The 26,923-nt window shown below is 40.5% G+C and carries 24 protein-coding genes and 1 tRNA gene; 12 read left to right on the top strand and 13 right to left on the bottom strand.

Translation table 11 applies throughout. The annotated features are described in order from the left end of the window. Nucleotides 1-340: 340 nt before the first annotated feature. Nucleotides 341-1,279, bottom strand: a complete 939-nt coding sequence (galU, locus tag PR699_RS04985; protein WP_004920281.1) for a UTP--glucose-1-phosphate uridylyltransferase GalU — start codon at nt 1,277-1,279, stop codon at nt 341-343. Between the two features lie 162 nt (nt 1,280-1,441). Continuing rightward, nucleotides 1,442-2,440, bottom strand: a complete 999-nt coding sequence (gene rssB, locus PR699_RS04980; RefSeq protein ID WP_014656067.1) for a two-component system response regulator RssB — start codon at nt 2,438-2,440, stop codon at nt 1,442-1,444. 130 nt (nt 2,441-2,570) lie between these two features. On the opposite strand from rssB, the gene PR699_RS04975 reads away from it, so the two are divergent. The 3 genes from PR699_RS04975 to PR699_RS04965 all read left to right on the top strand — a co-directional run bounded on the left by PR699_RS04975 (nt 2,571) and on the right by PR699_RS04965 (nt 4,322). Continuing rightward, entirely contained in the window at nt 2,571-3,050 is a 480-nt protein-coding gene (locus tag PR699_RS04975) for a YchJ family protein (RefSeq protein ID WP_014656068.1), read from the top strand. A 199-nt stretch (nt 3,051-3,249) separates the two neighbouring features. Further along, nucleotides 3,250-4,098 (top strand): formyltetrahydrofolate deformylase, encoded by an 849-nt coding sequence (gene purU, locus PR699_RS04970; protein ID WP_004920291.1) that lies wholly within the window; start codon nt 3,250-3,252, stop codon nt 4,096-4,098. 139 nt (nt 4,099-4,237) lie between these two features. After that, nucleotides 4,238-4,322 (top strand) — tRNA-Tyr (locus PR699_RS04965). Between the two features lies 1 nt (nt 4,323). Here the strand turns inward: PR699_RS04965 and PR699_RS04960 are convergent. Next, complete coding sequence (locus PR699_RS04960) at nt 4,324-5,199, bottom strand: LysR family transcriptional regulator (protein ID WP_041705365.1); 876 nt, start codon at nt 5,197-5,199, stop codon at nt 4,324-4,326. A 461-nt stretch (nt 5,200-5,660) separates the two neighbouring features. On the opposite strand from PR699_RS04960, the gene xthA reads away from it, so the two are divergent. After that, nucleotides 5,661-6,476, top strand: coding sequence for an exodeoxyribonuclease III (gene xthA, locus PR699_RS04955; RefSeq protein WP_004920298.1), 816 nt, complete (start codon nt 5,661-5,663; stop codon nt 6,474-6,476). A gap of 81 nt (nt 6,477-6,557) precedes the next feature. On the opposite strand, the gene PR699_RS04950 is transcribed toward xthA, so the two are convergent. From PR699_RS04950 to PR699_RS04940, 3 genes are read right to left on the bottom strand one after another with little or no spacing between them, the layout of a single operon-like run. Next, complete coding sequence (locus PR699_RS04950; protein WP_014656070.1) at nt 6,558-8,489, bottom strand: DNA topoisomerase III; 1,932 nt, start codon at nt 8,487-8,489, stop codon at nt 6,558-6,560. 3 nt (nt 8,490-8,492) lie between these two features. Further along, nucleotides 8,493-9,533: a selenide, water dikinase SelD gene (gene selD / locus PR699_RS04945; RefSeq protein ID WP_014656071.1), complete on the bottom strand. Its 1,041-nt coding sequence runs from the start codon at nt 9,531-9,533 to the stop codon at nt 8,493-8,495. Nucleotides 9,534-9,551: 18 nt separating this feature from the next. After that, nucleotides 9,552-10,103 carry an NAD(P)H nitroreductase gene (locus PR699_RS04940; protein WP_014656072.1) on the bottom strand — a complete coding sequence of 184 codons (552 nt, stop codon included), beginning with the start codon at nt 10,101-10,103 and terminating at the stop codon, nt 9,552-9,554. Between the two features lie 321 nt (nt 10,104-10,424). Here PR699_RS04940 and sppA point away from each other — a divergent pair, with 321 nt between their 5' ends. From sppA to pncA, 3 genes are all read left to right on the top strand, one after another. Further along, entirely contained in the window at nt 10,425-12,293 is a 1,869-nt protein-coding gene (sppA, locus tag PR699_RS04935) for a signal peptide peptidase SppA (protein ID WP_014656073.1), read from the top strand. A 193-nt stretch (nt 12,294-12,486) separates the two neighbouring features. Continuing rightward, a complete protein-coding gene (ansA, locus tag PR699_RS04930) occupies nt 12,487-13,506 on the top strand; it encodes an asparaginase (protein WP_004920319.1) in 1,020 nt (339 codons plus the stop codon). After that, nucleotides 13,493-14,149 (top strand): bifunctional nicotinamidase/pyrazinamidase, encoded by a 657-nt coding sequence (pncA, locus tag PR699_RS04925; RefSeq protein ID WP_014656074.1) that lies wholly within the window; start codon nt 13,493-13,495, stop codon nt 14,147-14,149. The genes ansA and pncA overlap by 14 nt, the downstream gene beginning before the upstream one ends. A gap of 231 nt (nt 14,150-14,380) precedes the next feature. Here the strand turns inward: pncA and PR699_RS04920 are convergent, their stop codons facing one another. Together PR699_RS04920 and msrB are read right to left on the bottom strand one after the other, a co-directional pair. Next, nucleotides 14,381-14,686 (bottom strand): YeaC family protein, encoded by a 306-nt coding sequence (locus tag PR699_RS04920; RefSeq protein ID WP_004920326.1) that lies wholly within the window; start codon nt 14,684-14,686, stop codon nt 14,381-14,383. A 115-nt stretch (nt 14,687-14,801) separates the two neighbouring features. Beyond that, nucleotides 14,802-15,215: a peptide-methionine (R)-S-oxide reductase MsrB gene (gene msrB / locus PR699_RS04915; RefSeq protein WP_004920330.1), complete on the bottom strand. Its 414-nt coding sequence runs from the start codon at nt 15,213-15,215 to the stop codon at nt 14,802-14,804. Between the two features lie 355 nt (nt 15,216-15,570). Here msrB and gapA point away from each other — a divergent pair, with 355 nt between their 5' ends. The 3 genes from gapA to PR699_RS04900 all read left to right on the top strand — a co-directional run bounded on the left by gapA (nt 15,571) and on the right by PR699_RS04900 (nt 18,440). After that, a complete protein-coding gene (gene gapA, locus PR699_RS04910) occupies nt 15,571-16,566 on the top strand; it encodes a glyceraldehyde-3-phosphate dehydrogenase (RefSeq protein ID WP_004920333.1) in 996 nt (331 codons plus the stop codon). 172 nt (nt 16,567-16,738) lie between these two features. Further along, nucleotides 16,739-17,620, top strand: a complete 882-nt coding sequence (locus PR699_RS04905; RefSeq protein WP_004920336.1) for a D-hexose-6-phosphate mutarotase — start codon at nt 16,739-16,741, stop codon at nt 17,618-17,620. Between the two features lie 202 nt (nt 17,621-17,822). Beyond that, nucleotides 17,823-18,440, top strand: coding sequence for a tetratricopeptide repeat protein (locus PR699_RS04900; RefSeq protein WP_014656075.1), 618 nt, complete (start codon nt 17,823-17,825; stop codon nt 18,438-18,440). Nucleotides 18,441-18,567: 127 nt separating this feature from the next. Here the strand turns inward: PR699_RS04900 and PR699_RS04895 are convergent, their stop codons facing one another. The 4 genes from PR699_RS04895 to fadR all read right to left on the bottom strand — a co-directional run bounded on the left by PR699_RS04895 (nt 18,568) and on the right by fadR (nt 23,712). Beyond that, on the bottom strand, nt 18,568-19,320 hold the full coding sequence (locus PR699_RS04895; protein ID WP_014656076.1) for a MipA/OmpV family protein: 753 nt from the start codon (nt 19,318-19,320) through the stop codon (nt 18,568-18,570). Nucleotides 19,321-19,456: 136 nt separating this feature from the next. Further along, the gene (alr, locus tag PR699_RS04890) at nt 19,457-20,527 is read right to left on the bottom strand and encodes an alanine racemase (protein WP_014656077.1); all 1,071 of its coding nucleotides are present in this window, start codon (nt 20,525-20,527) and stop codon (nt 19,457-19,459) included. Nucleotides 20,528-20,574: 47 nt separating this feature from the next. Beyond that, nucleotides 20,575-21,876 carry a D-amino acid dehydrogenase gene (locus tag PR699_RS04885; protein WP_004920353.1) on the bottom strand — a complete coding sequence of 434 codons (1,302 nt, stop codon included), beginning with the start codon at nt 21,874-21,876 and terminating at the stop codon, nt 20,575-20,577. A gap of 1,119 nt (nt 21,877-22,995) precedes the next feature. Next, a complete protein-coding gene (gene fadR, locus PR699_RS04880) occupies nt 22,996-23,712 on the bottom strand; it encodes a fatty acid metabolism transcriptional regulator FadR (protein ID WP_004920358.1) in 717 nt (238 codons plus the stop codon). Nucleotides 23,713-23,933: 221 nt separating this feature from the next. Between fadR and nhaB the strand changes: the two genes are divergently transcribed. Both nhaB and dsbB read left to right on the top strand, forming a co-directional pair. Further along, a complete protein-coding gene (gene nhaB, locus PR699_RS04875; protein ID WP_004920360.1) occupies nt 23,934-25,481 on the top strand; it encodes a sodium/proton antiporter NhaB in 1,548 nt (515 codons plus the stop codon). A 239-nt stretch (nt 25,482-25,720) separates the two neighbouring features. Further along, nucleotides 25,721-26,242 carry a disulfide bond formation protein DsbB gene (gene dsbB, locus PR699_RS04870; protein WP_036940423.1) on the top strand — a complete coding sequence of 174 codons (522 nt, stop codon included), beginning with the start codon at nt 25,721-25,723 and terminating at the stop codon, nt 26,240-26,242. Nucleotides 26,243-26,613: 371 nt separating this feature from the next. On the opposite strand, the gene PR699_RS04865 is transcribed toward dsbB, so the two are convergent. Then, complete coding sequence (locus PR699_RS04865) at nt 26,614-26,922, bottom strand: DUF333 domain-containing protein (RefSeq protein ID WP_014656080.1); 309 nt, start codon at nt 26,920-26,922, stop codon at nt 26,614-26,616. Nucleotide 26,923 lies beyond the last annotated feature (1 nt).

Below are 26,923 nucleotides of genomic sequence, written 5' to 3'. Positions count from 1 at the left end.
TTAAATTGTTAATCCCCTCCTGCTCCAAGGATAAGCAATCCTCTTTCGCTCGTTTTAGTCATCCTTTTATCTGCTAGTCATTTATTAATATTATTTAAATTTAAGCCATCGCTAAAAGTAAAGTTATGTAATCCTACTCAAACTTTTTAAGCATACGATTGAATAATAAAACTTATACGATACAAAAAAAATTGATGTATTTTTCTTCTAAATACGTAAATTAAATTAAGCAATAATTTACATTAATTGATACTTAACTATTGAAAAGCTACAAGGCGCACAAACAAAAAAAGCTAACATCTAGAGTTAGCTTTTATAAATCATCATAAGAAGAAACTGTTTATTTTTCTGCTTTAGAACTGTTCAATTTATTCGATATGGTTTGGATCCACTCAGAAAAATCTTCCCCTAATGAATCATGTTGCATACCATATTCTACGAATGCTTTCATATAACCTAGCTTATTACCACAGTCATGACTTTTACCACATAGATGGTACGCCTCTACAGGAGACTTATTTTCCATCATAATCGCAATAGCATCGGTTAATTGAATTTCATCCCCTGCCCCTGGTGCTGTTTTTGCTAGTGCATCCCAAATTTTTTCCGATAATACATAGCGGCCAACAATCGACAGATTTGATGGTGCTTCTTCTTTCTTCGGTTTTTCTACCATGCGGCTAATCGGTTTGCTTTCACCAGGAAGCAACGTTGCACCATTACAATCTACAATCCCATAATTAGAAACTTCATCTTCAGGAACGGGCTCAACCAAAATTTGGCTTGCTCCCGTTTCTTCAAAATGGGCCAGCATTTCGCTCAAATTAAACTTGGTTAAATCGGTGCTATAACGATCTAAAATAACATCGGGCAGAATAACCGCAAAAGGCTCATTCCCCACAAGAGGCTTAGCACATAAAATCGCATGACCTAAGCCTTTAGCAATACCTTGACGCGTTTGCATGATAGTTACGTGACTTGGGCAGATAGATTGCACTTCATCGAGTAATTGACGCTTAACACGAGCTTCTAAAATTGCCTCAAGCTCGAAACTCGTATCGAAGTGGTTTTCAATCGAGTTTTTTGATGAATGAGTCACTAAAACAATTTCATTAATACCAGCAGCGATACACTCATTAACAACATACTGAATTAAAGGTTTATCAACGAGTGGTAACATCTCTTTGGGAATTGCTTTAGTCGCGGGTAACATACGAGTGCCAAGACCTGCGACAGGGATTACTGCCTTGCGTACCTTTCTATTTGTCATTTTAGTCATAACTCCAGAATTCTCCTAAGCACCCAAACTCTTTATATAATCAACGGTAATAAAGGTGCGTTTTTAGTGCGAGGCAGTATAACAGGAATAATTTTTGGATAAATAGTACAAAGCCCTAATTAGAGCCAATATGACACTTACTGGAGTAAATTTAAACAAAACTTAAGATTCAGGATTAAACATTAATTTAATATTTTGGTGGTTATTCCAAATTCGACATTGCCAAAATGTCCCTCGTACATCGAGATGATTGGAGGGTTGATGTTTTAAAGTTCCCAATGGAACACTCCTAGATAAGCTATATTGAGCATTCTCTGTTGCAACTTCCGCTTCTAACCCTCCACTAGCCAGAATAATCGCTTTATTACGCGTATTGAAGTACCCCAGTAATATCGGAAATTGCCCACTAAATCCGGAATCCTCTAATAAATAATTTATTTGATTAATAATTTTATCGATATTAGGTAGTTTTTTATCTGGAAAACTTACCGCATTTTTTAATAAATCGTTAAATACAACACGGATCAAGAACGCTGCCATAATTCCCTCCTGTGGAGAGCGTTCTATATCAAGGCAATAAAAACCAATTTGAGTATCTGATATTGGTGCGAGATCAAGAAGTAGCCCGAACCGGTTAATTTCATTTAATTGACGGTAATTAACGCGATAGCCATTAATCACTTGATTTATAGGTGGCTGCAATTGCTTTAACACTGGCGTGATATCTTGGTTATCATAGTTTATCAGTGTGGGTTGTAACCTATTAACAACTTGATCGTTGTATTGCTCAGGATACAGGTTACTCTGAATAGTAACTTTCAACTCCTCTAAATTTTTTATTGGTTTCAATAAAGCATCTTTTGCACCTAACCGTAGCATACGGTCAAGCTGCGTGAAATCTGTTGTTGCAGAGATGACAATAACAGGGATGTGAATATTTCGTGTGACCAACTCTGCCATAAAATCTTCACCACTCATGACAGGCATATTCAAGTCACACAAAATCACATCAGGGTTAAGGTTTTCTTCGGTGAGACGTATTAATGCACTCTGACCATTATCCGCGACAAAGACTTGCATCCCCTGAGCATGTAAGTACCCTTCTAACATTGAACGAAAAACTTTTTCATCTTCAACGATGAGTATCTTTTTATTTTTCATATTTAACCTACTTCTAGCTTTCATCGGTTATTTACTACCAATACTATTATTCATATGACAAAATCATTGTACTGTCATTTTTAAAGTATAGTTATTTTTATACCTTATACTTATTTTTATAGAGTAGAAGATGGAACAATCCCTAAACAACTGTTGTTTTTGTGGCAATTCACTCCCTTTTAGCCAATGCTGCCAACCTTATCTCGATAATCAGGCAATCCCTGAAACACCCGAGCAATTGATGCGCTCTCGCTATAGTGCTTATGTGACAAAAAATGCCGATTACCTTATCGCAACTTGGCATCCTGATTGTCATGCCAATAACTGGCGTGAAGAAATAGAACAAAGCTTCTTACAGACACAATGGCTTTCTCTTCGTGTCATTAGTTCTTCTTATGCTAAAAATAGTGATGAAGGTTATGTGGAATTTTCAACTTGCTTTATTGATGAAAAAGCTGATCATAAACAGCTTATTCATGAACGTTCCCGTTTTCTGCGTATAGAAAAACGTTGGTATTACATAGATGGTATTACACCTAAAACAGGTCGAAATGATCTATGTCCATGTGGTTCCGGCAAAAAATTCAAAAAATGCTGTAACAATCATTAGTGGTCATGTTTTACCCATCGTAACGGAAATGCATAATGTATCGTTTGCTTATGTGCGCTCTAAGCCCTTCAAGCTACTGCTAAAACGATGCGCGAAAACATCTATTTATCGGATAGATGCAAACCCTGTTTGCGCTATTTACAGTCACTTGAAGTATGATGAGTATGTAAGCTTTGTAAGTTAAGGATCAGACACTTCCATGCAACAAAAGAATGTACAAAAAAAAGTCCTTCGCACCATTTGTCCTGATGCAAAAGGCTTGATCGCAAAAATTACCAATATTTGTTACAAACACCAGCTCAATATCGTACAGAATAATGAATTTGTTGATCACCGCACTGGTCGCTTCTTTATGCGTACAGAGCTTGAGGGGATTTTTAATGATGAAACCCTACTCGCTGATCTCGATGACGCCCTACCGGCGGGTTCAAAACGTGAATTAAATTCATCAGGCCGTCGCCGTATTGTCGTTATGGTCACCAAGGAAGCTCACTGTCTAGGTGACTTATTGATGAAGAGTGCATACGATGGTTTAGATGTAGAAATTGCGGCGGTTATCGGTAACCATGACACATTGAAAGGCCTTGTCGAACAATTCGGTATTCCTTTCCACCATATTAGCCATGAAGGTCTAACGCGTGAACAGCATGATGAAAAAATGATTGCGCAAATTGACCAATATCAGCCTGATTATGTGGTCTTAGCAAAATACATGCGTGTATTAACCCCAGCGTTTGTACAGCATTATCCGAACCAAATCATTAATATTCACCACTCATTCTTGCCTGCATTCATTGGTGCCCGTCCATATCATCAGGCATATGAACGGGGCGTTAAGATCATTGGTGCGACGGCTCATTTTGTTAATGATAATCTTGATGAAGGCCCTATCATTACGCAAAACGTTATTAATGTAGACCACACCTTCACAGCCGATGATATGATGCGCGCAGGTAGGGATGTTGAAAAAAATGTCCTTAGCCACGCATTATATTGGGTATTAGCTCAACGTGTTTTTGTTTACGGAAACCGTACTATTATCTTGTAATACGAATATTTGCTGTTTAAATATGCATGAAGCGCAAAAAAACAGCATTTGAACAGCTTTTAAAAAATTAATACTTTACAGGGGCGCGTCATTTGATATGATGCCGCCCGCTGTCAACGAATACAGCAACTCAAAATCTGGTGGGATACCCAAGCGGCCAAAGGGAGCAGACTGTAAATCTGCCGTCACAGACTTCGAAGGTTCGAATCCTTCTCCCACCACCATTCAAGCGTTCCCTTCACCTAAAGTATCAATTGTGTCTATAAATCGATTTAACACACTAGAGTGTGACTTAGACTTATAAACATAGCAGCAGCAATCCTCAATAATTGAATTTAACGGAATATAGTTAAGCAACTTATCATTCACGTCATTTTCAGGGTAGTAATCAATAATTGCAATAAAATCACCAACTTGAAGAAAACTCTGGCAGTTACCAATATTATCCATTTGCCGAATACTGGCCTTATTACCTTCTAGTTCAACCTGATTAAGCAGCTCCCCCATTAAACTGCTCTTATAAAATGCAGGATCACACAGCCATGTGCATTGCCTTAATAGCGCCATAATATTGTAATGATATTTTTCATATAATTCATTACGACAATAAATCCCTAATGATGCATTCTCTATTTTTCTTTGTAAGGAAAAACGCTCACTGACGACAGGTTGAGAACTTAAAATAACCGTATTACCATCGTAATCAACAATTTCATCAACCTCCTCATAATTAAACCTCAATATATTAATTTGAACATTATTTTTATTTGCTGCCTGATAAAGGTGAATAAGGAAATTTTCTTTCCCCCAGTCATAATAAATATTGGCTTCATTGACAATATAACCTGTAAAATGTTTCTTAGTTATTTCCTTCTCTTGTAAGTAAAGATCACGTAAGTCATTATATAACTCTTGACCATCCTTAGTTAAAGTCATACCAAACTTTTCTCGTTTAAATAGGCGTTTTCCTAAGCTTGTTTCAAAGTCTTTAATTGACTTAGCAATTGGTGGCGTCGTTCGGTTCATTACCCTAGCAGCCTTACTTAATGAGCCATTTTCAACAACTGCCATAAATGCCTCTAATTTTCTTGAAAAGAACATATCTATGACCCCATTCTGTTTATTAAACATGCAAAATTCAACATTATTAATCATTAAAAACAATATGTTGAATAGCCCATCACTTGACATATCAGATGAAAATTTTAATTTAATTTTTCATTGAATGAGTAACAATTTTTCATAAAACTATTTTTATATTTTCCAACAATGCAAAGCAATATATTATACTGTTTCATTTCATTATTTTTTATGACTCGACTATTAAATCACATTAAATATAAATCACCAATTTGAAATCAGTGAACATATTTTTCATTAATTATATAACTAATAATCTTATTTAAATTTTAAGATAAAACATTACGATTATAATTAGAGCTATAAATATTCATTAAGCATAATTCAATTTATATTTAAATAGTTATTTAATAGTTACAGTCTAGTCATCATCTGTTAGAATCTCGATGTACAGACAAAAATCTAATAGGTGATAAAAGACCATGAAATTTATCTCTTTCAACATAAATGGCCTCCGTGCTCGCCCACACCAATTGGCAGCTATCATTGATAAGCATCAGCCAGAGGTGATAGGTCTACAGGAAACCAAAGTTCACGACGAAATGTTTCCTTACGATGACGTTAGCAAGTTAGGCTATCATGTATTTTATCATGGTCAAAAAGCACACTATGGCGTCGCTCTCCTGACTAAAAATAAGCCTGTTGCAGTTCGAAAAGGCTTTCCTACCGACGATGATGATGCACAACGCCGGATCATCATGGCAGATATTGAAACCAATCATGGTTTATTAACTGTCGTAAATGGCTATTTTCCTCAAGGCGAAAGCCGTGAACACCCAGTAAAATTCCCTGCTAAAGAGAAATTTTACCAAGACTTACAAGACTATATTACATCAACCCAGACCCCTCAATCACAGCTATTGATCATGGGTGATATGAATATTAGTCCAACTGATCTGGATATTGGTATTGGCGAAGCGAACCGTAAACGCTGGCTAAAAACAGGTAAATGCTCATTTTTACCCGAAGAGCGCGCATGGATGGAACGACTGCTAAATTGGGGGCTTGTCGATACTTATCGCGCAATGAACCCTGACGTGGATGATTGTTACTCGTGGTTTGACTACCGTTCAAAAGGTTTTGATGATAACAGAGGCTTACGTATAGATTTACTCTTAGCGTCTACGGCTCTTTCTACACGTTGTGTGGCAACAGGGATTGACTACGAAATACGGGGAATGGAAAAACCTTCAGATCATGCCCCCGTTTGGGCCGAGTTTGATTTAACCAAAGGCTAACTGCTCTTTTTTGTTCGATAGGGAAGATTTTCCCTATCGACCTCTCCGATAACCATCAAATGGCTCACACTCACTAGTAGACTACTCTTGCTCACTTTTTTTCGGTTTTTTCGCCGATTTTACGGGCTTTTTAGTCGTTTTATTCTTTGTGACAGGCGGTAACTCTCGAAATGCTCGTAAGTTAGTAAACTGACGGGCGTGATGAATAAGCTGCGTTAATGTCGCACTAAGCGGATTCATAAAATCAATATAACGCGTTTGTTTTTCACTGATTTGCGTCAAAATAGATTCCCAATGCGCCGTCATATCTGGCAATGTGGCCATATCAGGCAATACATGAATTAACGCTCTACCCGCTGGGGTTGAGTGAATATAGCGACCTTTTTTATATAAAAACTGACGCTTAAATAGCAGATCAATAATACCTGCTCGCGTCGCTTCAGTACCTAACCCATCAGTTTCACGCAATACCTTTTTTAAGGCTTTATCTTGAACAAAACGCGCAATCCCCGTCATCGCGGATAATAGTGTCGCATCCGTAAAAGGCCTTGGGGGTTGCGTTTGTTTTTCAAGCACTTCGCCTTTTTCACACAGTAACTCATCCCCCTTAGCAACAACCGGTAATGGGCTACCGTCATTTTCAGCATCGCGCTCTTTACTGCCTAATACGACTCGCCAACCCGCTTCCGCTAAAAAACGCGCTTTCGCAATAAACTTGCCCTTTTCAATGTCAAGCTCAATCGTACATTTACGGTAAACGGCATCTGACATAAATTGAATGATATATTGACGGGCGATCAGTTGATAAATATTGGCTTCATGCTCCGTTAGTTTTACTGATACGGCTTTTGCGGTTGGAATAATAGCATGGTGAGCATCCACTTTTTTATCGTCCCAGCAGCGATTTTTTTTATCTAATTCAGGTAATTCAAACTGGGTTAATTCAGGTTGATGTACTGAAATCGCATTCAACACAGAATGACGTCCAGCAAAATGCTCATCCGGTAAATAACGGCTATCTGAACGTGGATACGTGATCAATTTATGAGTTTCGTATAAACGCTGGCAGATATCTAAAACTTCTTGAGCGCTTAGCCCAAACTTTTTAGCAGCTTCAATTTGTAGTGCAGAAAGGGAGAATGGTAATGGCGCAATTTCAGATTCGCGTTTGTCCTGATACTGCGTAACAAAAGCAGGCTTCCCTGTAATACGCGACACCACATGTTCAGCAAGAGGACGATGAAATAAACGCCCTTCTTCATCTTGATAATCAATACAAGATTCACTTGGTTGCCAAGTAGCCACAAAACGTTCATTTTCTGGCGTCACAATATGGGCGCGTACCTCAAAATAATCTTTAGGTACAAAGTTTTCAATATCTTCATCACGGCGAACAACAAGGCCTAATACAGGGGTCTGTACTCTCCCTACTGATAATACGCCTTGATACCCGCCACGTTGCCCCAACAATGTGTAGGCACGCGTCATGTTAATACCGTATAGCCAATCCGCTCTTGCTCTTGCTAATGCCGAAACGCATAAAGGAATAAACTCTCGGTTTTCACGTAACCGTTCGATGGCTCTTTCAACGGCTTGAGGGTTAAGGTCATTGATTAAACAACGTTTGACTTGCTTTCTTTTCTCATCAGAAAGCTTCAAAAAATCTAATACCTCATCCACCAGCAATTGCCCTTCTCTATCAGGGTCTCCGGCATGAACGACTTCCGTTGCCTGTTTGAGAAGGGAATCAATCGTTTTAAGCTGCTTTGTCACTGCGGAACGTGGTTTTAACAACCACTTTTCAGGAATGATCGGCAGATCTTGCAGATTCCAGCGAGCATACCGAGGCTCATACGCATCTGGCTCAGCTTGTTCCAATAAGTGGCCTATACACCATGTCACTATTTGGTCATCACCGCACTGGATAAAACCATCCCCTCTCTTATGAGGTTTTGGCAACACATCCGCTATTGCCCTAGCGAGGCTGGGCTTTTCCGCAATAAACAAACGCATGAATTAATCTATCACTTCAATTAAAGGTACATTTTCCCGATGGGGTAATAATTTGCCGATAGACTGTAACAAAACACCTTGCTGCTGTGCAATGTCTTTAATTTTAGCGACCTCAGAAGGTTCTACTGCTATCAGTAAACCACCCGATGTTTGTGGATCGCATAATAATTTGCGTTGAGCCTCTGTCATCGGCCCAATAAGATGCCCATAACTTTCAAAGTTGCGTTGGGTTCCCCCAGGTACACAACCGGCATCGATATAATGTTCAACATTTGCAAGTTTCGGTACTCGGCTAAAGGATATTTCTGCTCGTACCTTTGAGCCTTGACAAATTTCACTCAAATGCCCAAGTAGACCAAAACCCGTCACATCAGTCATTGCAGTCACGCCCGGTAACGGTGCAACAACAGCTCCCAGTTTATTCAACTGACACATTGTTTGTGCCGCAAGATTTTGGTGCTCTTCGGCTAATAACCCTTTTTTCTCTGCGGTCGTTAATACGCCAATGCCCAGCGGCTTAGTCAGAAAAAGTTCACAACCTGCTGTTGCTGCACTATTTTTCTTCACATGCTCTGTATTTACCACCCCAGTTACCGCTAAACCAAAAATCGGTTCTGGTGCGTCAATAGAGTGACCACCTGCAAGCGTAATCCCTGCATCGGCACAAGCCGCTCTCCCTCCTTCAATGACTTCTCTTGCCACTTCGGGAGATAGTTTCGCAATAGGCCACCCTAAAATAGCAATTGCCATAATGGGTTTACCGCCCATAGCAAACACATCACTAATCGCATTAGTCGCCGCGATACGACCAAATTCATATGGTGAATCAACAATGGGCATAAAAAAATCTGTCGTACTGATAATCCCTATGCCATTGCCTAAATCATAAACAGCCGCATCATCTTTTGTTTCGTTACCTACAAGCAGATGAGGATCATGAAATTTGGCCTGCTCTGTATGAAGGATTTGTTCCAAAACTTTTGGGGCAATTTTGCAACCACAACCTGCACCATGGCTATACTGTGTTAATCTAATTTTTTCCATTACGCTCGGCCTTATCAATTAAAAGTAAGAAACAAATTCTTGCATATCAGGGATCTGTACTTTTGCAGGTGCTTTCAGTTCAGGCGTACCTAAATATAAAAAGCCCACAATGCGATCTGTCGGTGCACAACCTAATCCTTCACGCACAACCGCATCTTCCGTCCAAGAACCTGAACGCCAAATTCCCCCAAATCCTTGGGCAACCGCCGCCATTTGCATCGCTTGTACCGTACAACCAGCAGCAACAACTTGTTCCCACTCAGGTACTTTAGGGTGTGCTTGAGTCTTCGCGATAACTGTAATAATCAAAGGTGCTCTAAACGGGGCATTACGCGCTTTCTCTTCCACTTCCGGCCCTAAGTTGCCCTCTTTCGCTGCTTTTTCAAGTAATTGGCTAAAGCGATTTAACCCTTCGCCTTGCATCACAATAAAATGCCAAGGCCGTAAAGCACCATGATCAGGAGCACGCATACCTGCCGCTAAAATATTTTGCAATTCATCGCCTTGTGGTGCTGGGGTTGTTAGCCGTGAAGCTGAACGGCGGTTCAATAAAAGGGTTAAAGCATCCATATTCCTCTCCGATTCAGAGTAAACTGATATAATAGTCATTCAAACAAGCAATCATTATTGCGCTGATTAATGATTAAATACCCCAACCAGGGTTAGGTACTCAGCTTAAAAACTTATCATTCATCTTATTCGCTAACGAGTACCATGGTGTTATATTGATTAATTGATTGAATTATATCATTTGTGTATGTTGAAAAATATCATCACGACATTGTACAACGCTCCAAAGCGTATTGTTATGAATAAAAATATTATTCATTTGCAGACAACTGTTTTTATTTCGTTAAGATAACAAGTGCAAATTCGTGTGTCGGAGAAATTATGCGTCAAACATGGAAAATCATCGCCACTGTATTTAAATTCAGTTGGCGAATACTAAATTTTATTCGGGAATTGGTTTTCAACACTATTTTTCTTATATTGTGTTTTTTAGTTATTGGTTCGATAGCGCTATATCAATCCGATTCTAAACCTGACCAGAACTATTTTGGTGCACTTTATGTTGACTTACAGGGTATTGTCGTTGATCAGGTCTCAACCCCCGATCCTTTTGGCCGCATGAGTCGTGAGTTATTGGGAACCCCTAACAACCGCATGCAAGAAAACTCACTATTTGACATTGTCGATACCATTCGTAGTGCAGCAACCGATGATCGTATTACTGGCATGGTATTACGTTTAGATAACCTCGTTAGTGCAGATCAGCCTTCCCTAAACTTTATCGGGAAAGCGATTACTGAATTCAAAGAGTCTGGAAAACCTATCTATGCTGTTGGCGATAGTTTTAGTCAGTCTCAATATTATTTAGCCAGTTACGCTGATCATATTTTTCTATCCCCTCAAGGTATGGTGGGGATCCAAGGCTTTTCAACAAACACCCTTTACTACAAATCCTTGTTAGAAAAATTAAAAGTCAGTAGCCATATTTTCCGTGTGGGGACTTATAAATCTGCTGTTGAACCGCTAATGCGAGACAATATGTCACCAGAAGCACGCCAAGCGACTAAACAGTGGCTAGATGCGTTATGGAATAACTATCTTGATACACTAGCCAAAAACCGCCAAACCACTGCGAAAGGTATCTTCCCTGGGGCAGATGTGTTACTTAGTAAGTTACGTGCCTCCGGTGGTGATAACGCAAAATACGCATTAAATCAAAAATTAGTTGATAAGATTTATACGCGTGAGCAAGCAGAAAATGTACTTAAGAATCAATTTGGCTGGAATAAACAAGAGAAGCATTTCAATTACATCAGTATTTATGATTATTCAGGTAAGCTGACCAGCACAACTGGCTCTGAAACATCAGCCACAGCGGGTAATATTGCCGTTATCATCGTTCAGGGCGCTATCATGGATGGCCCTCAATCTCCGGGTATTGCAAGTGGTGATTTAATTAGCTCACAAATTCGCGAAGCCCGTTTGAACGAAAATATTAAAGCAATCATCTTACGCGTTAATAGCCCTGGAGGTAGCGTAACGGCTTCTGATCTTATCCGCAACGAACTCGCGTCTGCACGTGCTGCGGGTAAACCCGTCGTCGTTTCAATGGGCGGCATGGCTGCATCTGGCGGCTATTGGGTTTCAACCCCTGCGAACTATATTGTGGCAAGCCCGAATACGATTACGGGTTCGATAGGCATCTTTGGCGTAATCAATACCTTTGAAAATGCCTTAGATTCTGTCGGAGTGTATACTGACGGTGTATCAACCACCCCACTTGCCGATATCTCTGCAACCAAAGGAATTAGCCCTGAATTTTCCGATATGATGCAAATTACTATCGAAAATGGTTATAAAACCTTTATAGGTTTAGTCGCGAAGTCACGTAATAAAACGCCAGAAGAAATTGATAAAATCGCCCAAGGCCGTGTTTGGATTGGCAGTGACGCGAAAAAAATTGGCTTAGTCGACCAATTAGGGGATTTCGATGATGCCGTGACTAAAGCGGCTGAATTAGCCAAACTCAATGACGTCTCATTAGATTGGATGCAACCTGAGTTGTCATTTATGGATCAGTTAATTTTAGAACTCAGTAGCACTGCCCAAGCAGTGATGCCTGACGTTCTACAGGTCTTCTTACCAGAAGCTGTTGCTACCGACATTCGTCAACAGGCACAATTCTTCTTAAAAATGAACGATCCTCAAAATCGTTACGCATTCTGTTTAAATTGCGCCGAAATTAACTAACTTCCCTGATCCCCTTTAGCACACCTAAAGGGGATCCCTCTATTTATCTTGCCTCTCCTCTCGCAAATCCCACTTAAACAGTAGATAACAATAATTAAATGAGTCAAAATTGTTATATCTTCATATAAAACAAAGGATAGTAATAGCTGCTTATATTGTTATTCATGCTATTCGTCGAACATTAGGTAACTCAATGCAGAAGAAATCGATTTATGTTGTGTATACTGGCGGAACCATTGGTATGCGCCACTCCCCACAAGGTTATATTCCAGTTTCAGGGCACCTTCAGGCCCAATTAGCTAAAATGCCCGAATTCCATCGCCCTGAAATGCCTGAGTTTACCATCAAAGAACACCAGCCTTTAATCGACTCCTCTGATATTACGCCAGAAGATTGGCAAATCATTGCCGATGATATCAGTGAAAACTATGCGCTGTATGATGGCTTTGTTATCTTACATGGCACTGACACAATGGCTTATACGGCATCAGCATTATCATTTATGCTAGAGAACCTACGTAAGCCTGTAATTGTGACAGGGTCACAAATCCCCTTAGAGGCATTGCGTTCAGACGGCCAAACTAATCTACTTAATGCCTTATATCTCGCTGCGAATTACCCCATTAATGAGGTCGGTTTGTTCTTTAACAATAAACTGTATCGAGGAAACCGCACCGTAAAATCGCATGCCGATGGTTTCGATGCGTTCACTTCCCCCAACTGTCCACCATTAATGGAAGCAGGTATTCATATTCGTACTTTTAATACCTGCCCAGCCCCAATCGGTGTTGGCCCATTAATCTGCCACCGGATCACACCACAACCGATTGGTGTCGTTATGCTCTATCCCGGACTGTCTATTGAAATTGTACGTAACATACTCCAACAACCTGTAAAAGCTCTGATTTTACGCTCCTATGGTGTCGGAAATGCCCCACAACGCCCTGAATTACTGAAAATTCTCCATGATGCTACAAACCGAGGCATTATTGTGGTAAATCTGACACAGTGCATTTCAGGTCGAGTCAATATGGAAGGCTATGCGACAGGACATGCACTTGCCGAGGCAGGCGTTATCAGTGGATTTGATATGACATTTGAAGCTGCATTGAGTAAGTTACATTACTTACTTAGTCAAGAATATACACCGGCACATGTTCGGGAATTAATGCAACATAATCTTAGAGGTGAACTCAGCTATGCCGATGAATAAGCCAAATGAGGATTTAGTTAAATCCGCTTTACTGTTAGTTGATCTACAAAATGATTTTTGTACAGGTGGTGCCCTTGCTGTCGCCGATAGTGAAACGGTAATAAAAACAGCGAATAAGGCGATAGAGCTATGCCAACGACAAAATATTCCGATTATCGCTAGTCAAGACTGGCACCCCGCTAATCACCTGAGCTTTGCTGTTAATTCAGGAACACAAGTTGGTGACATTGGTACGCTTAATGGCATTCCCCAAGTGTGGTGGCCCGTTCATTGCGTTCAAGGGGAAGTTGGCGCTGAGTTTCATCCGGAACTCAACCGAGATGCCATTTGTGAAGTTTTTACGAAGGGTGAAAATCCGCAAGTAGACAGCTACAGTGCTTTTTTCGACAATGATAAAGTAAGCCAGACGCGATTACACGCTTGGTTACAAGAGCAACAAATTACCCAATTATTCATTATGGGGATAGCGACCGATTATTGTGTCAAATTCACGGTACTTGATGCGTTAAAGCTGGGATATAACGTTGATGTACTTACCGATGGTTGCCGAGGCGTAAATTTATCCGCAATGGATAGTGAACTCGCATTAGCCGAGATGTCACAAAAAGGGGCGACCCTACTCACCACCGATTCTCTGCAATAATTAACAACGACGTACCTTGCCCTTTTAAGGCAAGGTATTGGCTAGTCGCTAACACTATTGGTTGTTTGACATAGATTGAATAAAAAGCACACGCGAGTACCTCTCCCCCATATCCATGTTTTATCAACGCTGATTGCGCCATTTTCAACCACGGCGACAAGGCACACTGTTCATTTCGTTTTTCTGTATGCCTAGCGTGTTATTTCGCCTGTCGCCTGCCTCTAATTGCGATTATTCGTCTTTATTTTGTGGCTTCAAGGTTGCCAACATTTCCCCTTGAAACATCGATTTAAGTTCCTGCTTACTTTTCATCGTGATCTGCCCATCCGTACCAATGGTCATATGTTCAGGATCATGATTATGACGAGACTGCCATAACATCACCATCTGTAAGCTATGCTCTTTTTGCTCAGGGGTTAATGCGACACCATCAGGCCATTTTCCTAATTCAACGGCTGTCACCAAACGCTGATAAATTTCAGGGGTCATCACTGATAACAGTTGCTCTAATTGCTCTGGCTCTAAATTTACACTCACTTCACAACTCCTTCAAAGAGACCCAGTTAGTAGTTCATTTGACATATTATCTATTTCAACTTAGCTGAATCGATATTGCTTAATTTAGTTTTCAGCGTCAGCTAGCTTCAGCACCCTATCCACGGGTCTTTTCGCCAGTTTTCTCATCGATAAAACTTAATGATGCTGAATTAATGCAGTAACGTTGCCCCGTTGGTTGTGGACCATCAGGAAACACATGTCCTAAGTGGGCATTACAATTTTGACAACGCACTTCAATCCGATGCATTCCATGGGAGAAATCTTCGATATACTTAATCGCATCTTCAGTCATTGGTTGATAAAAACTCGGCCACCCGCACCCCGCATCAAATTTAGTGTCTGATAGAAAAAGTGGTGTACCACAACACAGGCATTCATACACCCCATCTTTACGATTATGCAATAACACGCCAGTGAACGGACGCTCGGTCCCTGCCTGCTGAGTGACATATTGCTGAATATCATTTAGCTCCGAGATATCAATCGGTTGCTTACTTTTATCTGTCATATCAAACCCAAATATTGAAATAACTGAGTGGTATTAAGCTAAGAATACCCCCATTCGGTGCAACAAAAAATTAACAACACGTTTTATAAAGATATTCTAAACTAATTAACATAGTGCTTTGTGTTTTGATTTGTGACGAGTTTCACATATATCACTGATAGCAGGTTTCATTATCCCGCACAATCCCGATAATACGTGCGGATGTATTTGCCTCTAAAGTGGCTGACAAGTAAGCAATTAGTGCGAGTTGTTTTGATTTTTTTCAATAATTGACACGATTCCGCTTGACGGCTGGCAAGGTTTTGGTAACTTTAACTACAACTTAATTCACGAATAAATAGCTGGTGGAAATACTATGACTATCAAAGTAGGTATTAATGGTTTTGGTCGTATTGGCCGTATCGTTTTCCGTGCTGCACAAGAGCGTTCTGATATCGAAATCGTTGCTATCAACGACCTGCTCGATGCAGACTATATGGCATACATGCTGAAATATGACTCTACTCACGGTCGTTTCAACGGTACTGTTGAAGTTAAAGATGGTCACCTAGTTGTAAATGGCAAAAAAATTCGCGTCACTGCAGAGAAAGATCCTGCAAACCTGAAGTGGAACGAAGTTGGTGTTGACGTTGTTGCAGAAGCAACAGGTATCTTCTTAACTGATGAAACTGCACGTAAACACATCCAAGCAGGCGCGAAAAAAGTTGTTCTGACTGGCCCTTCAAAAGACGACACGCCAATGTTCGTTATGGGTGTTAACCATAAGAGCTATGCAGGTCAAGAAATCGTTTCTAACGCTTCTTGTACAACTAACTGCTTGGCACCTCTGGCTAAAGTTATCAATGACAAATTCGGCATTATCGAAGGTCTGATGACGACTGTTCACGCAACAACAGCAACTCAAAAAACTGTTGATGGTCCTTCTCACAAAGACTGGCGTGGTGGTCGTGGTGCTTCTCAAAACATCATCCCATCTTCAACTGGTGCTGCTAAAGCGGTAGGTAAAGTTATTCCTGAGTTGAATGGCAAACTGACTGGTATGTCTTTCCGTGTTCCTACTCCAAACGTTTCAGTTGTTGACTTAACTGTACGTATGGAAAAACCAGCCACTTACGCTCAAATCTGTGACGCTATCAAAGAAGCGGCTGCGGGCGAGCTGAAAGGTGTTCTGGGTTACACTGAAGATGACGTTGTATCAACTGACTTCAACGGTGAAAAACTGACTTCAGTATTCGATGCTAAAGCAGGTATCGCACTGAACGACAACTTTGTAAAACTGGTTTCTTGGTATGACAACGAAACAGGTTATTCAAACAAAGTTCTAGACCTGATCGCTCACATCTCTAAATAAGAGTTATTAGCGTTTTATGGTTAATTTGAGCCGCCTTTAGGCGGCTCTTTTGCTTTTATTCGCTCCTAAATTGTCAGGAGCCCCTCACTTACCTCTTAGAGTGAATGACGGTTTTCCTAAGTTCTGCTAACCTATTTGTATTCACTGTTTCTCTATTCACAGGCAAATAATTATGCACGATAAACTCTTTGCTTTACCGGTGATTAAGCAACTTTCAGCCTACATTAGCCAACGCCAATTGGGTGAATTACCCTTAATTATTGTTTCGCATCCTAAAGTGCGTGGTGCCGTTAGTATTCAAGGTGCACAATTAATCGATTGGCAACCTTGTGGTCAAAAACCGTGCATCTGGCTAAGCAGTGAAAGTGCTTTCAAAGCAGGTACAGCCATTCGTGGGGGTATCCCTATTTGCTGGCCTTGGTTTGGCCCCGCAGGTAGCCCAAGTCATGGTTTCGCCCGCATTTTACCGTGGCAATTTACTGCACATAATGAACATGAAGATGGCGTGATCCTCACCTTCACTCTGACAGATAACGAATATACACGCAAACTATGGCCACATGAGTTTACATTGATATTGCGAATGAAACTCGGTGAGACCTGTGAGTTAGAATTAGAAAGCTATGGTGATTTTGAAACCACAGCCGCAATGCACACTTACCTCAATATTGGTGATATCCAAAAAACCACGGTATACGGTTTAGGTGGCCACTACTTTGATAAAGTCAGTGACCGTGAAGTTTATGAAGATAAGCCGCTAAAAATTAATAGCCATACCGACAGAATTTACTCTGAGCCAGAGGAATATAGTTTGATCCGTGATGATAGCTGGTCACGAACCATTGAAATACACCATTACCATAACTCTGACGTTGTATGTTGGAACCCATGGGCTGAATTGTCATGTAGCATGCAAGATATGCCAAACAATGGCTACAAACAGATGGTTTGTGTTGAAACGGCGCGCATTAATCAACCGATGAAAAGTGAAAATCAGCACCCCGCTCGCCTTTCTCTCGTTATGATGACACGCGATAATAAGCCACAAGACTGATAGTGACCTCCGCGATGAGGCGGGCTCTTTTCTCGCCTCATCATGCTGTTACGTCACTAAGGATGCGCAAGCAGCACTTCTTCATATACCTTTTCTCTCCAACGAAATAGTACGTGATATAAAAACCGTCTACACATTGTAAAGCATCAATAATTAAATTTAAGATAAGTATTGATTTCTATCCCACTAAAAAATGAACTCAATGAATAAGTACACCTTGTTATTATTATTGTCTGCCCCTATTGCCGTCTCTGCCAACTACTGTGACGACTTATATAAAAAATATAGTAATAGTTGGATGAGAGATATGCCAAAACAGGTATGCGAAGATGCGGTTAATGGTGATGCCGAAGCACAATTTAGCGTCGCGTCATGGAACACACGGTATCTAAGGCAACCTGAAGAAACTTATCGCTGGATAAAGATGTCAGCAGAACAAGGTTGTGCTAAATCACAGTATGTTTTAGGACTGCACTATTATGACGGAAAAGTTGTTGATACAGATTGGCTTAAAGCGTTTGCTTGGATTAAAAAAGCGGCTGATAATGGGATTCCCGATGCTCAGGCTATGCTTGGTTTCATGTATCAACATGGTCATGCAATTGGCCAAAATTATACAATAGCTCTAGAGCTGTACCATAAAGCGGCTGCACAACATAATGAAGATGCCTATCTCTATTTAGGCCGAATGTACGAAAATGGCATGGGGGTTACCAAAGATTATGCAAAAGCTTATGAGTATTTTGCAAAAGCCAAGATCGCTCACGTCTTATCCTACCTCCCCGATTATCCTTGCGATATTTATAAAGATCCTGACTAAAATAGCCATCTACCACCAGCAAGTTCGCCATAATCAACCATGTCATCGTGCCCTGTTCAAATACCAATAAAAAATCCCAAAAGCACAAAGCGCATTTTGGGATTTTTTGTCAAGTCATGGCTAGCAATTAGAAGGTATAAGTTACCCCACTCCAAACAATTGCAGAAACTGATTTATTAACCATTGGACTATCTTTCACTTCATTTGGCAGACGGTCAATACGCCCCATTGCAAAGGCACTCCAATTATCATTGAACTTATAGTTACCTGATAATTCAACATATGGAGTCCAGCTATCACCCGGACGATAGCGAGCTAAACCACTATTACGCGACTCTTTTGAAGAGACACCATACTCATAGCGGTTTTGATTTTTGCTATCCCACTTGATACCTACACCTGGAACTAACGACCAATTGTCGCCATAGAAACCATAAAGGTAAGCAACTTCTGCACGCAAACCATTACTGATCCCTAACATATCCCCCGACGCAACGGTACGGATTGTTCCCCAATCGGCTTTGTGTTTGTACGTCAAGCCCCCCATTACCGTATCGCGGCGACGATCAAGCTCACGCATATCACGGTCGTCGTTATCTTTCGGTTTGAAGAATTGAGGGTAATAATAAGCATCAAGCGAAAGTTGATCCTCTTGGTCATTCCACAAGTAGTAACCTACTGCTAACGTACGAAAATAGAAGTTTTCACCTTCATAGTTAACAATCGGTACTGGCGTAACATAGTCTTTCGATTTTATACCTTTATAAGGTGTTGATTGCGCCAAAACCGAACCCCCTACAGACCAAGTTCCAGCCATAGTTGCGGAGGATAATAAACCTAATGCGACAGCAAGTGATGTTAATTTGATTGTTTTACGCATATTAACCTGAAATATTAGAAGATTGAACAATAGTGCGCATCATACCTTGATGTGCTCTTTAGCCAAAACACTCCCACGACTGATCACATTTTTAGTTAAATTTATAACCATGTCTAATACTGTTTACACAATCATTCTAATTTTCATATACGACTGGTACTCTTTTCGCCAACGCGCACATCAATTCATAACCAATAGTGCCTGCCGCCTGAGCAACGTCGTCTATCGGTAAGTTTTTACCCCATAGCTCAACGCGATCACCAATCTTAGCAGTTGGGCATTCGCTAACATCTATTGTTAGCATATCCATTGAAACAGTTCCTAATAGAGGACAACGCGTTCCATTTAACCAAATGGGGGTGCCTGTTGGCGCATGACGTGGATAGCCATCCGCATAACCACAGGCGACCGTGGCTATCTTCATTGGGTAAGGTGCTGTAAATTTACTGCCATAACCAATAGATTCCCCAGCTGCAATCTCATGTGTTGCAATAATTTGTGATTGCAATGTCATTGTCGCACGTAAATCTTTATCCGCAATGTCTTGCCAACGACCACTTGGCGATGCGCCATATAAGATCACACCAGAGCGAACCCAATCATAATGGGTCTTTGGGTGCCATAACGTCGCCCCTGAATTGGCAATACAGACAGGAAACTGACCATCGATAAACTGTTTAATTATCGCATGAGGTTTATCTGTGCCTGTCGATAAATCCGAATTCGCAAAATGTGTCATTAAGATGACCGTCTCTACATTTTCCATTGCAGACAATCTATGCACCACTTGAGCATATTCCGGCGGCTCAAAACCTAAGCGATTCATTCCGCTATTTAGTTTGACATACACGGAGATGGGATTTTGAAAGTGCCTATTTTCAATCGCATCCAATTGCCAATAACTGTGCACCGCCGTAGTCAATTGGTATTGATCTATGACTTTTAAATCATCAGGCTGGAAAAAGCCCTCCAATAACAAAATAGGCCCCTTCCAACCTTGTTCACGCAATAAAATGGCTTCATTTAGATCTAAAATCGCGAAGCCATCCGATGCCGCCAGTGCTTTCCACACATGTTTAATACTGTGACCATAAGCGTCTGCCTTCATGACAGACCATATTTTTGCATGCCCAACGTGCTGACGAACTACGGACAAATTATGAGTAAAATTTTGCAGATGAATTACCGCACTGATTGGGCGAGGCATATCTCTTCCTTCTTTTTATACTATCCGAATATTTTTCAGCCAATTGCTCAACGCGCAGGCGATAAATCACCACTATGGGTTAATTTTGTATTAAAGCCATCAATATATCTAAATACCGATAAATCGTCGGATGCAATGTCAGGCTTATTCCCTGAAATCAGATCAGCTAATAACTTACCTGAACCACATGCCATCGTCCAACCTAGCGTTCCATGTCCCGTATTTAAATATAAATTGCTATAAGCCGTTGGGCCGACTATCGGCGTTCCATCTGGCGTCATAGGTCTAAGCCCCGTCCAAAACGTCGCTTGAGAAATATCACCGCCACCTTGATAGAGATCTTGTACTACCATCTTCAATGTTTCGCAGCGTTTTTTCAGCACATCCAAATTAAAGCCAACCACTTCTGCCATGCCCCCAACACGAATGCGGTCATCAAAGCGCGTTACTGCGATCTTATAAGTTTCATCCAAAACTGTTGATGTCGGTGCGCGCTCAGCATTAATAATTGGCATTGTTAATGAATACCCTTTTAATGGATAAACGGGTATTTTCACTAAATTATGCAGTAATGATGTGGAATATGAGCCCATCGCAACTACATAGCGATCCGCTTGTAATATTTCACCATCACAACGAATACCACTCACTTTATTGCCATCCGTCAGGATCTGTTCAACATGACGACCAAACTGGAATTTAACCCCCGCATCTTGGGCCATTTTCGCCAGTTTCTTAGTAAATTGTTGGCAATCACCCGTTTCGTCATTAGGTAAACGTAATCCCCCCGTCAATTTATCCTTCACATATTCAAGTGCAGGCTCCGCTTTCGCTAACTCATTGGCGGTCAACAGCTCGTATGGTACGCCTTCTTTCTGTAAGACAGCGATATCATTGGCGGCATTATCAAACTGCTTTTCGGTCCTAAACAGTTGCAATGTTCCACCTTGACGGCCTTCATAACTAATCCCTGTATCTGCACGTAATTGGCGAATACAATCACGGCTATACTCCGCTATCCGCACCATACGGCTCTTATTCATCGCATAATGTTGAATATCGCAATTTTTAAGCATTTGCCACATCCAACGTAATTGGAATAATGTGCCGTCAGGCCTGATGGCTAATGGAGCGTGCTTTTCGAACATCCATTTAACCGCTTTTAATGGGATCCCTGGGGCACCCCATGGAGTCGCATAGCCCGGGGAAATTTGTCCAGCATTACCCGCACTCGTCTCTTCAGCAACATCCATTTGCCTATCTAATACGGTCACTTCATGCCCTTCTTGTGCTAAATACCAAGCTGTAGTAACACCGATGACCCCCGCACCTAAGACCAAAACTTTCATCACTCCCCCTGCTGCTTAGCACGAATATTTTCATTAGAATAATATTCTAGTATTCATTTTCCAATATGGTTAATTAACACTTTTAACAATTCAGACAATTAATTCAAAAACAGTTACAATTACTTTACACCTCAGATTTAAATGCTAGTACCCATTTCTAATTGAATAGTTAAAAATAGAATAAAAACAGACAATTAATAGAAAATTAATTTCGATTGAATTATTTTTTCATACGTTAATTTAGAGTTTTATACTATCTTGTTGGTATATTATTTTGATGACCTATTTTTTAATATATGTTATTTCCATGCAATAACATAGGAAATAAATGCACAAATTTACCTTAAAATGAATTATAATCTTGTTGATTTTTTTATTTCAGAATTGTAGATAATTTAGTGATTTCAAGCACAAAAACAATTACCCATTTTTATCGCAAAAATGGTTTTTGCTCTTTTCTCGTATTGGATGAATCAGATTTACAAAGTATAAGCCTTCTGGGTCTCAGTCTGCTGAAAACGCCTCTTTCTCTATCTTATTGAATCCACAATGTATAAAACAATATAGAAACGAACGTTAATAAACGTTAATTATTACTATAAATCAAAATGTTACCACGTGAAATTAGCTGCTAAAGTCAGCAGTCAATTAATAAAATCTGACGGAGGGAGCATGATAAAAAAACGACCATTTCTTATTTTAATCGTAATGTCCTGTTTAATGACCAATCGCAGTGTAGCAGATTCAGATTGCATATCATTTAAACATTTTAAAGTGGAGCACGAGGGAAAAATTTGTTTTAGCATTCGCCCTCTGCTCACTTGCCATACTGAATGTGAGGCTGTCGAAACAATCCATAGCAAAGTACTATTTCAATGTTATTATCCTGATATAAAGCCACAATCACCCGAAATGATCACTCAAGCAGAAAATATTGCTCTCAATATTGAATACCCCATATCATGTGTGCCCAAAAAAGCGTCAGGCAATATTCAGTAGCTGACCAAGTCACTTGCAATTTCTGGTTTTCTGACAGCCAAAAGGCCAGTTGGTTAATAGCACAAACTGGCTTCAGACATCATACAGTAACGTGAGTTAAAATTAGGATGCGCGGAATGGTTAGCGCGCATTTGCGAGGTCGTTAGGCATATTCCCTTGCATACTATGCCAAATCGTACCACTTTCTTTACCGTAATTTCTAACGGATTCCATAATACGATCGTACGCTTGTTCGCGGCATAAGTTTGACAATTGTTGATAGAAATTGAGCGCAAGGCGTCGTGCTTCCGGGTTAGAGAAATAGTAACGACCAACACGGGTATAAAGCCCTTTTAAGCCATTAATAATCAAGCCATAAATAGGGTTACCCGACGCGAAAGCCAACCCGCGGAATATATTGTAATCTAAGGCACTAAACGCATCTGCGTTATCTTCGACCTTCTCACGCTCAGACAAAACTTCCAATGATTTTTCAGGGTTTTGACGAAAAGCAGTACGGATAAAAATAGCAGCGATATTGGTTCTCACCGCTAGCAAATTATCAATCAGTTGTGGCACACGGTCATGATCTAACCTTGCTAAGGTTTCAAGAATATTCAGGCCTGAAGTCTCCCAATAATTGTTCACTTTGGTTGGTTTGCCATGTTGTATCGTCAACCAACCATCACGCGCTAAACGCTGTAATACTTCACGAAGCGTCGTACGTGTTACACCAATTAACTCCGAGAGTTCCCGTTCAGCAGGTAAAATCGACCCTGGTGGAAAGCGATTGTTCCAGATGCTCTCAATAATATACTCTTCCGCAAACCCTGCAGGACTTTGAGCTTTTATGACCATATTTTTATTATTCCAAACATTTTCAGACGGATTATTATAGAAATCATACCAGATTGTCGTAAATTGAGATAGTTAGACCCCACATAAACAACAAAACCAATCATAAACTCCCATATAATGAATATATTATCTATTACTGATCAGACTTAATTTATGTAAAAGATAAGAGTAGTATGTGAATTTACTGTACAATACATCAAGTAAGAGGAAAACAATTCATAATGGATTTTAGTGTAAAAAGAGCTTTTTTAAAAAATTTTCTAGGGAATTCTCCAGATTGGTATAAGCTCGCAATAATAATATTTCTAATTATCAATCCACTGGTATTTTATTTTGTCAGCCCGTTCATCGCCGGGTGGTTACTTGTAGTAGAATTTATCTTTACCCTCGCCATGGCACTCAAATGCTATCCGCTGCAACCCGGTGGGCTTTTAGCCATTGAAGCCGTCATCATTGGCATGACAACCCCAAAACAGATCTCTCATGAGATCAGTAACAATTTGGAAGTCATACTGCTGCTGATCTTTATGGTCGCCGGTATCTATTTTATGAAACAACTGTTGTTGTTCGTCTTCACCAAACTGTTACTGAATGTTCGTTCTAAACGTACGTTGTCATTAGCTTTCTGCTTAGCAAGTGCCTTCTTATCTGCTTTTTTAGATGCACTCACTGTTATCGCCGTTGTGATTAGCGTCTCCATCGGTTTCTATTCTATCTATCATCAATACGCTTCTAGCCAACACAGCAATACTGATCTACAAAATGACAGTTATATCGATACGGCTGAGAAGAAACAAACACTTGAGCAATTTAGAGCTTTCTTGCGCAGCCTCATGATGCATGCCGGTATCGGTACAGCATTAGGGGGAGTCATGACGATGGTTGGTGAACCCCAAAATCTGATTATTGCTAAGCATGTCGATTGGGATTTCGTGACTTTCTTTATACGTATGGCCCCCATTACATTACCTGTTTTTGCGTGCGGTTTAATTGTGTGTTTTTTGGTCGAAAAATTTAAATTATTTGGATATGGGGCGGAATTACCTGCAACCGTTCGCCAAGTCCTGACTGATCATGACCAAAAAAATAGCACTAAACGTACCCAAAAAGAGAAAGCACAACTTATTGTGCAAGGCTTGATTGGTATTTGGTTAATCGTCGCCCTTGCCTTCCACCTCGCTGAGGTCGGGCTTATCGGTTTATCCGTCATCGTATTAACCACCGCCTTCTGTGGCATTACAGAAGAGCATGCCTTAGGTAAGGCGTTTGAGGAAGCATTGCCCTTTACCGCACTACTGACCGTCTTTTTCTCCGTCGTAGCGGTGATCATCGACCAGCAGCTATTTACACCATTTATTCAATTTGTATTGCAATCGTCTGAATCATCACAGCTCTCCTTGTTCTATCTATTCAACGGTCTTCTTTCCGCTGTTTCAGATAACGTCTTCGTCGGTACTGTCTATATTACCGAGGCATTAAAGGCATCAAGTGAAGGGCTAATTTCACACCATCAGTACGAGTTACTCGCCGTTGCCATCAATACGGGAACCAACCTTCCGTCGGTTGCCACGCCAAATGGGCAAGCGGCTTTCCTATTCCTGCTGACGTCTGCATTATCGCCATTAATTCGCCTCTCCTATGGCCGCATGGTATGGATGGCTTTACCTTATACCGTCGTCATGACTGTGGTTGGGTTAATCGGTGTTGAGTTTTGGTTAATACCTGTCACACACTGGTTAGAAAGCTTAGGTTGGATTAGCCTACCTTAAGTTTAATCACCACCAACTCACCTATATTCAAAGCTACTCACATCGTCAGATGGAGTAGCTTTTGTTTACTCTATCCCCCTAATTCGGCATTACTCCTTATTTGAAATTACAAATAAAATGGTTTAGTTTGTAATGTTAGGTAAAGGCTTATTTAAAATCGCATAATTATTCTCTGGCACCTTTTTTTGTCTTACCAATAGGGGCAAAATGTGCGTACCATTAATTTAGGGAAGTAAAGTATGTTCAGATTCTTTAACTACTGCTCACAAGGACGAGGCGCTTGGCTGTTAATGGCCTTTATTGCGTTTATGCTTGAATGTGCAGCGCTCTATTTTCAGCACATTATGAAATTGCAGCCTTGTGTCATGTGCATCTATGAACGTGTTGCACTGTTTGGCATTATGATTGCAGGGTTAATTGGCGCAATAGCGCCACGCAAAATCGCTTTACGTTGGGTTGCCATCATTATTTGGGGCTACGCTGCATGGCGCGGTTTAGATCTTGCTTGGGAGCATACCATGCTGCAACTCAACCCTTCACCATTTGCATCATGTGATTTCTTCGTCAATTTCCCCGAGTGGTTACCATTAGATAAATGGGCGCCTGCTGTCTTTGAAGCAACGGGTGACTGTACGGTTAGGCAATGGGATTTCTTAGGGTTAGATATGCCACAATGGCTAATTGGTATTTATGCAGCTTATCTTTTAGTGGCTATCATTGTCGCTATCAGCCAATTTTTTCCATCACACAAAAAAGCATAGCGTAAATAGTACAATTCGCGTCCTATAAAGCGCATTGGCAGGCGCTAATGCGATGGCTCCCGATGAATGCCATTGGGAGCCACTTCTTATCATGGCATCTAGATTAAAAAATAAAAACTCATTCTGTTTTATCCACTCATGCGCTGCATTCATCCCCCTAGCTAAAAATAGCCGACCTACTGCCAACGATTTTTAAATAAATAACAGCCGAAATTACCCGCATTATTTAGATAATTGCGTGCGCTTTATCATTTAAATGAAAAGCAAGGGAGCGAAACGTGGAAATAAACTCAACAAATGGGTTAACTACAAAACGGATATAAAAAAGCCCAACATGATGCGTGATGGACTTTTTATCTGAGGGAATTTAACTAAATACAACTGCCTGTAAGTATGACATCAGCAGCACAACGTTTACCATTAGCAAATTGACAAACGGCGGTTTGGGCACCATTCAATTCTAGGTTTAATGAAGGTAATCCACCCGCAGAAACACACGCTTCTTGCGCTTGAGGCCCTAAATTAACCACCTGTTGCGCATATTGGGAAGCTGAGCGATCGACATGATGTGCCGTATTTATGGTTTCTGAACTCCCACAACCTGCTAAAACAAACAGACTACCAACGAATAGGCTATTCCAAAAAGTAAACTTAAGCAGACTGCTTTTTTTTCGATTCATC

Source organism: Providencia sp. PROV268, from assembly GCF_028477805.1.
In the GTDB taxonomy this organism is placed as follows: domain Bacteria; phylum Pseudomonadota; class Gammaproteobacteria; order Enterobacterales; family Enterobacteriaceae; genus Providencia; species Providencia stuartii.
This window is presented reverse-complemented; position numbering and strand designations above follow the sequence as displayed.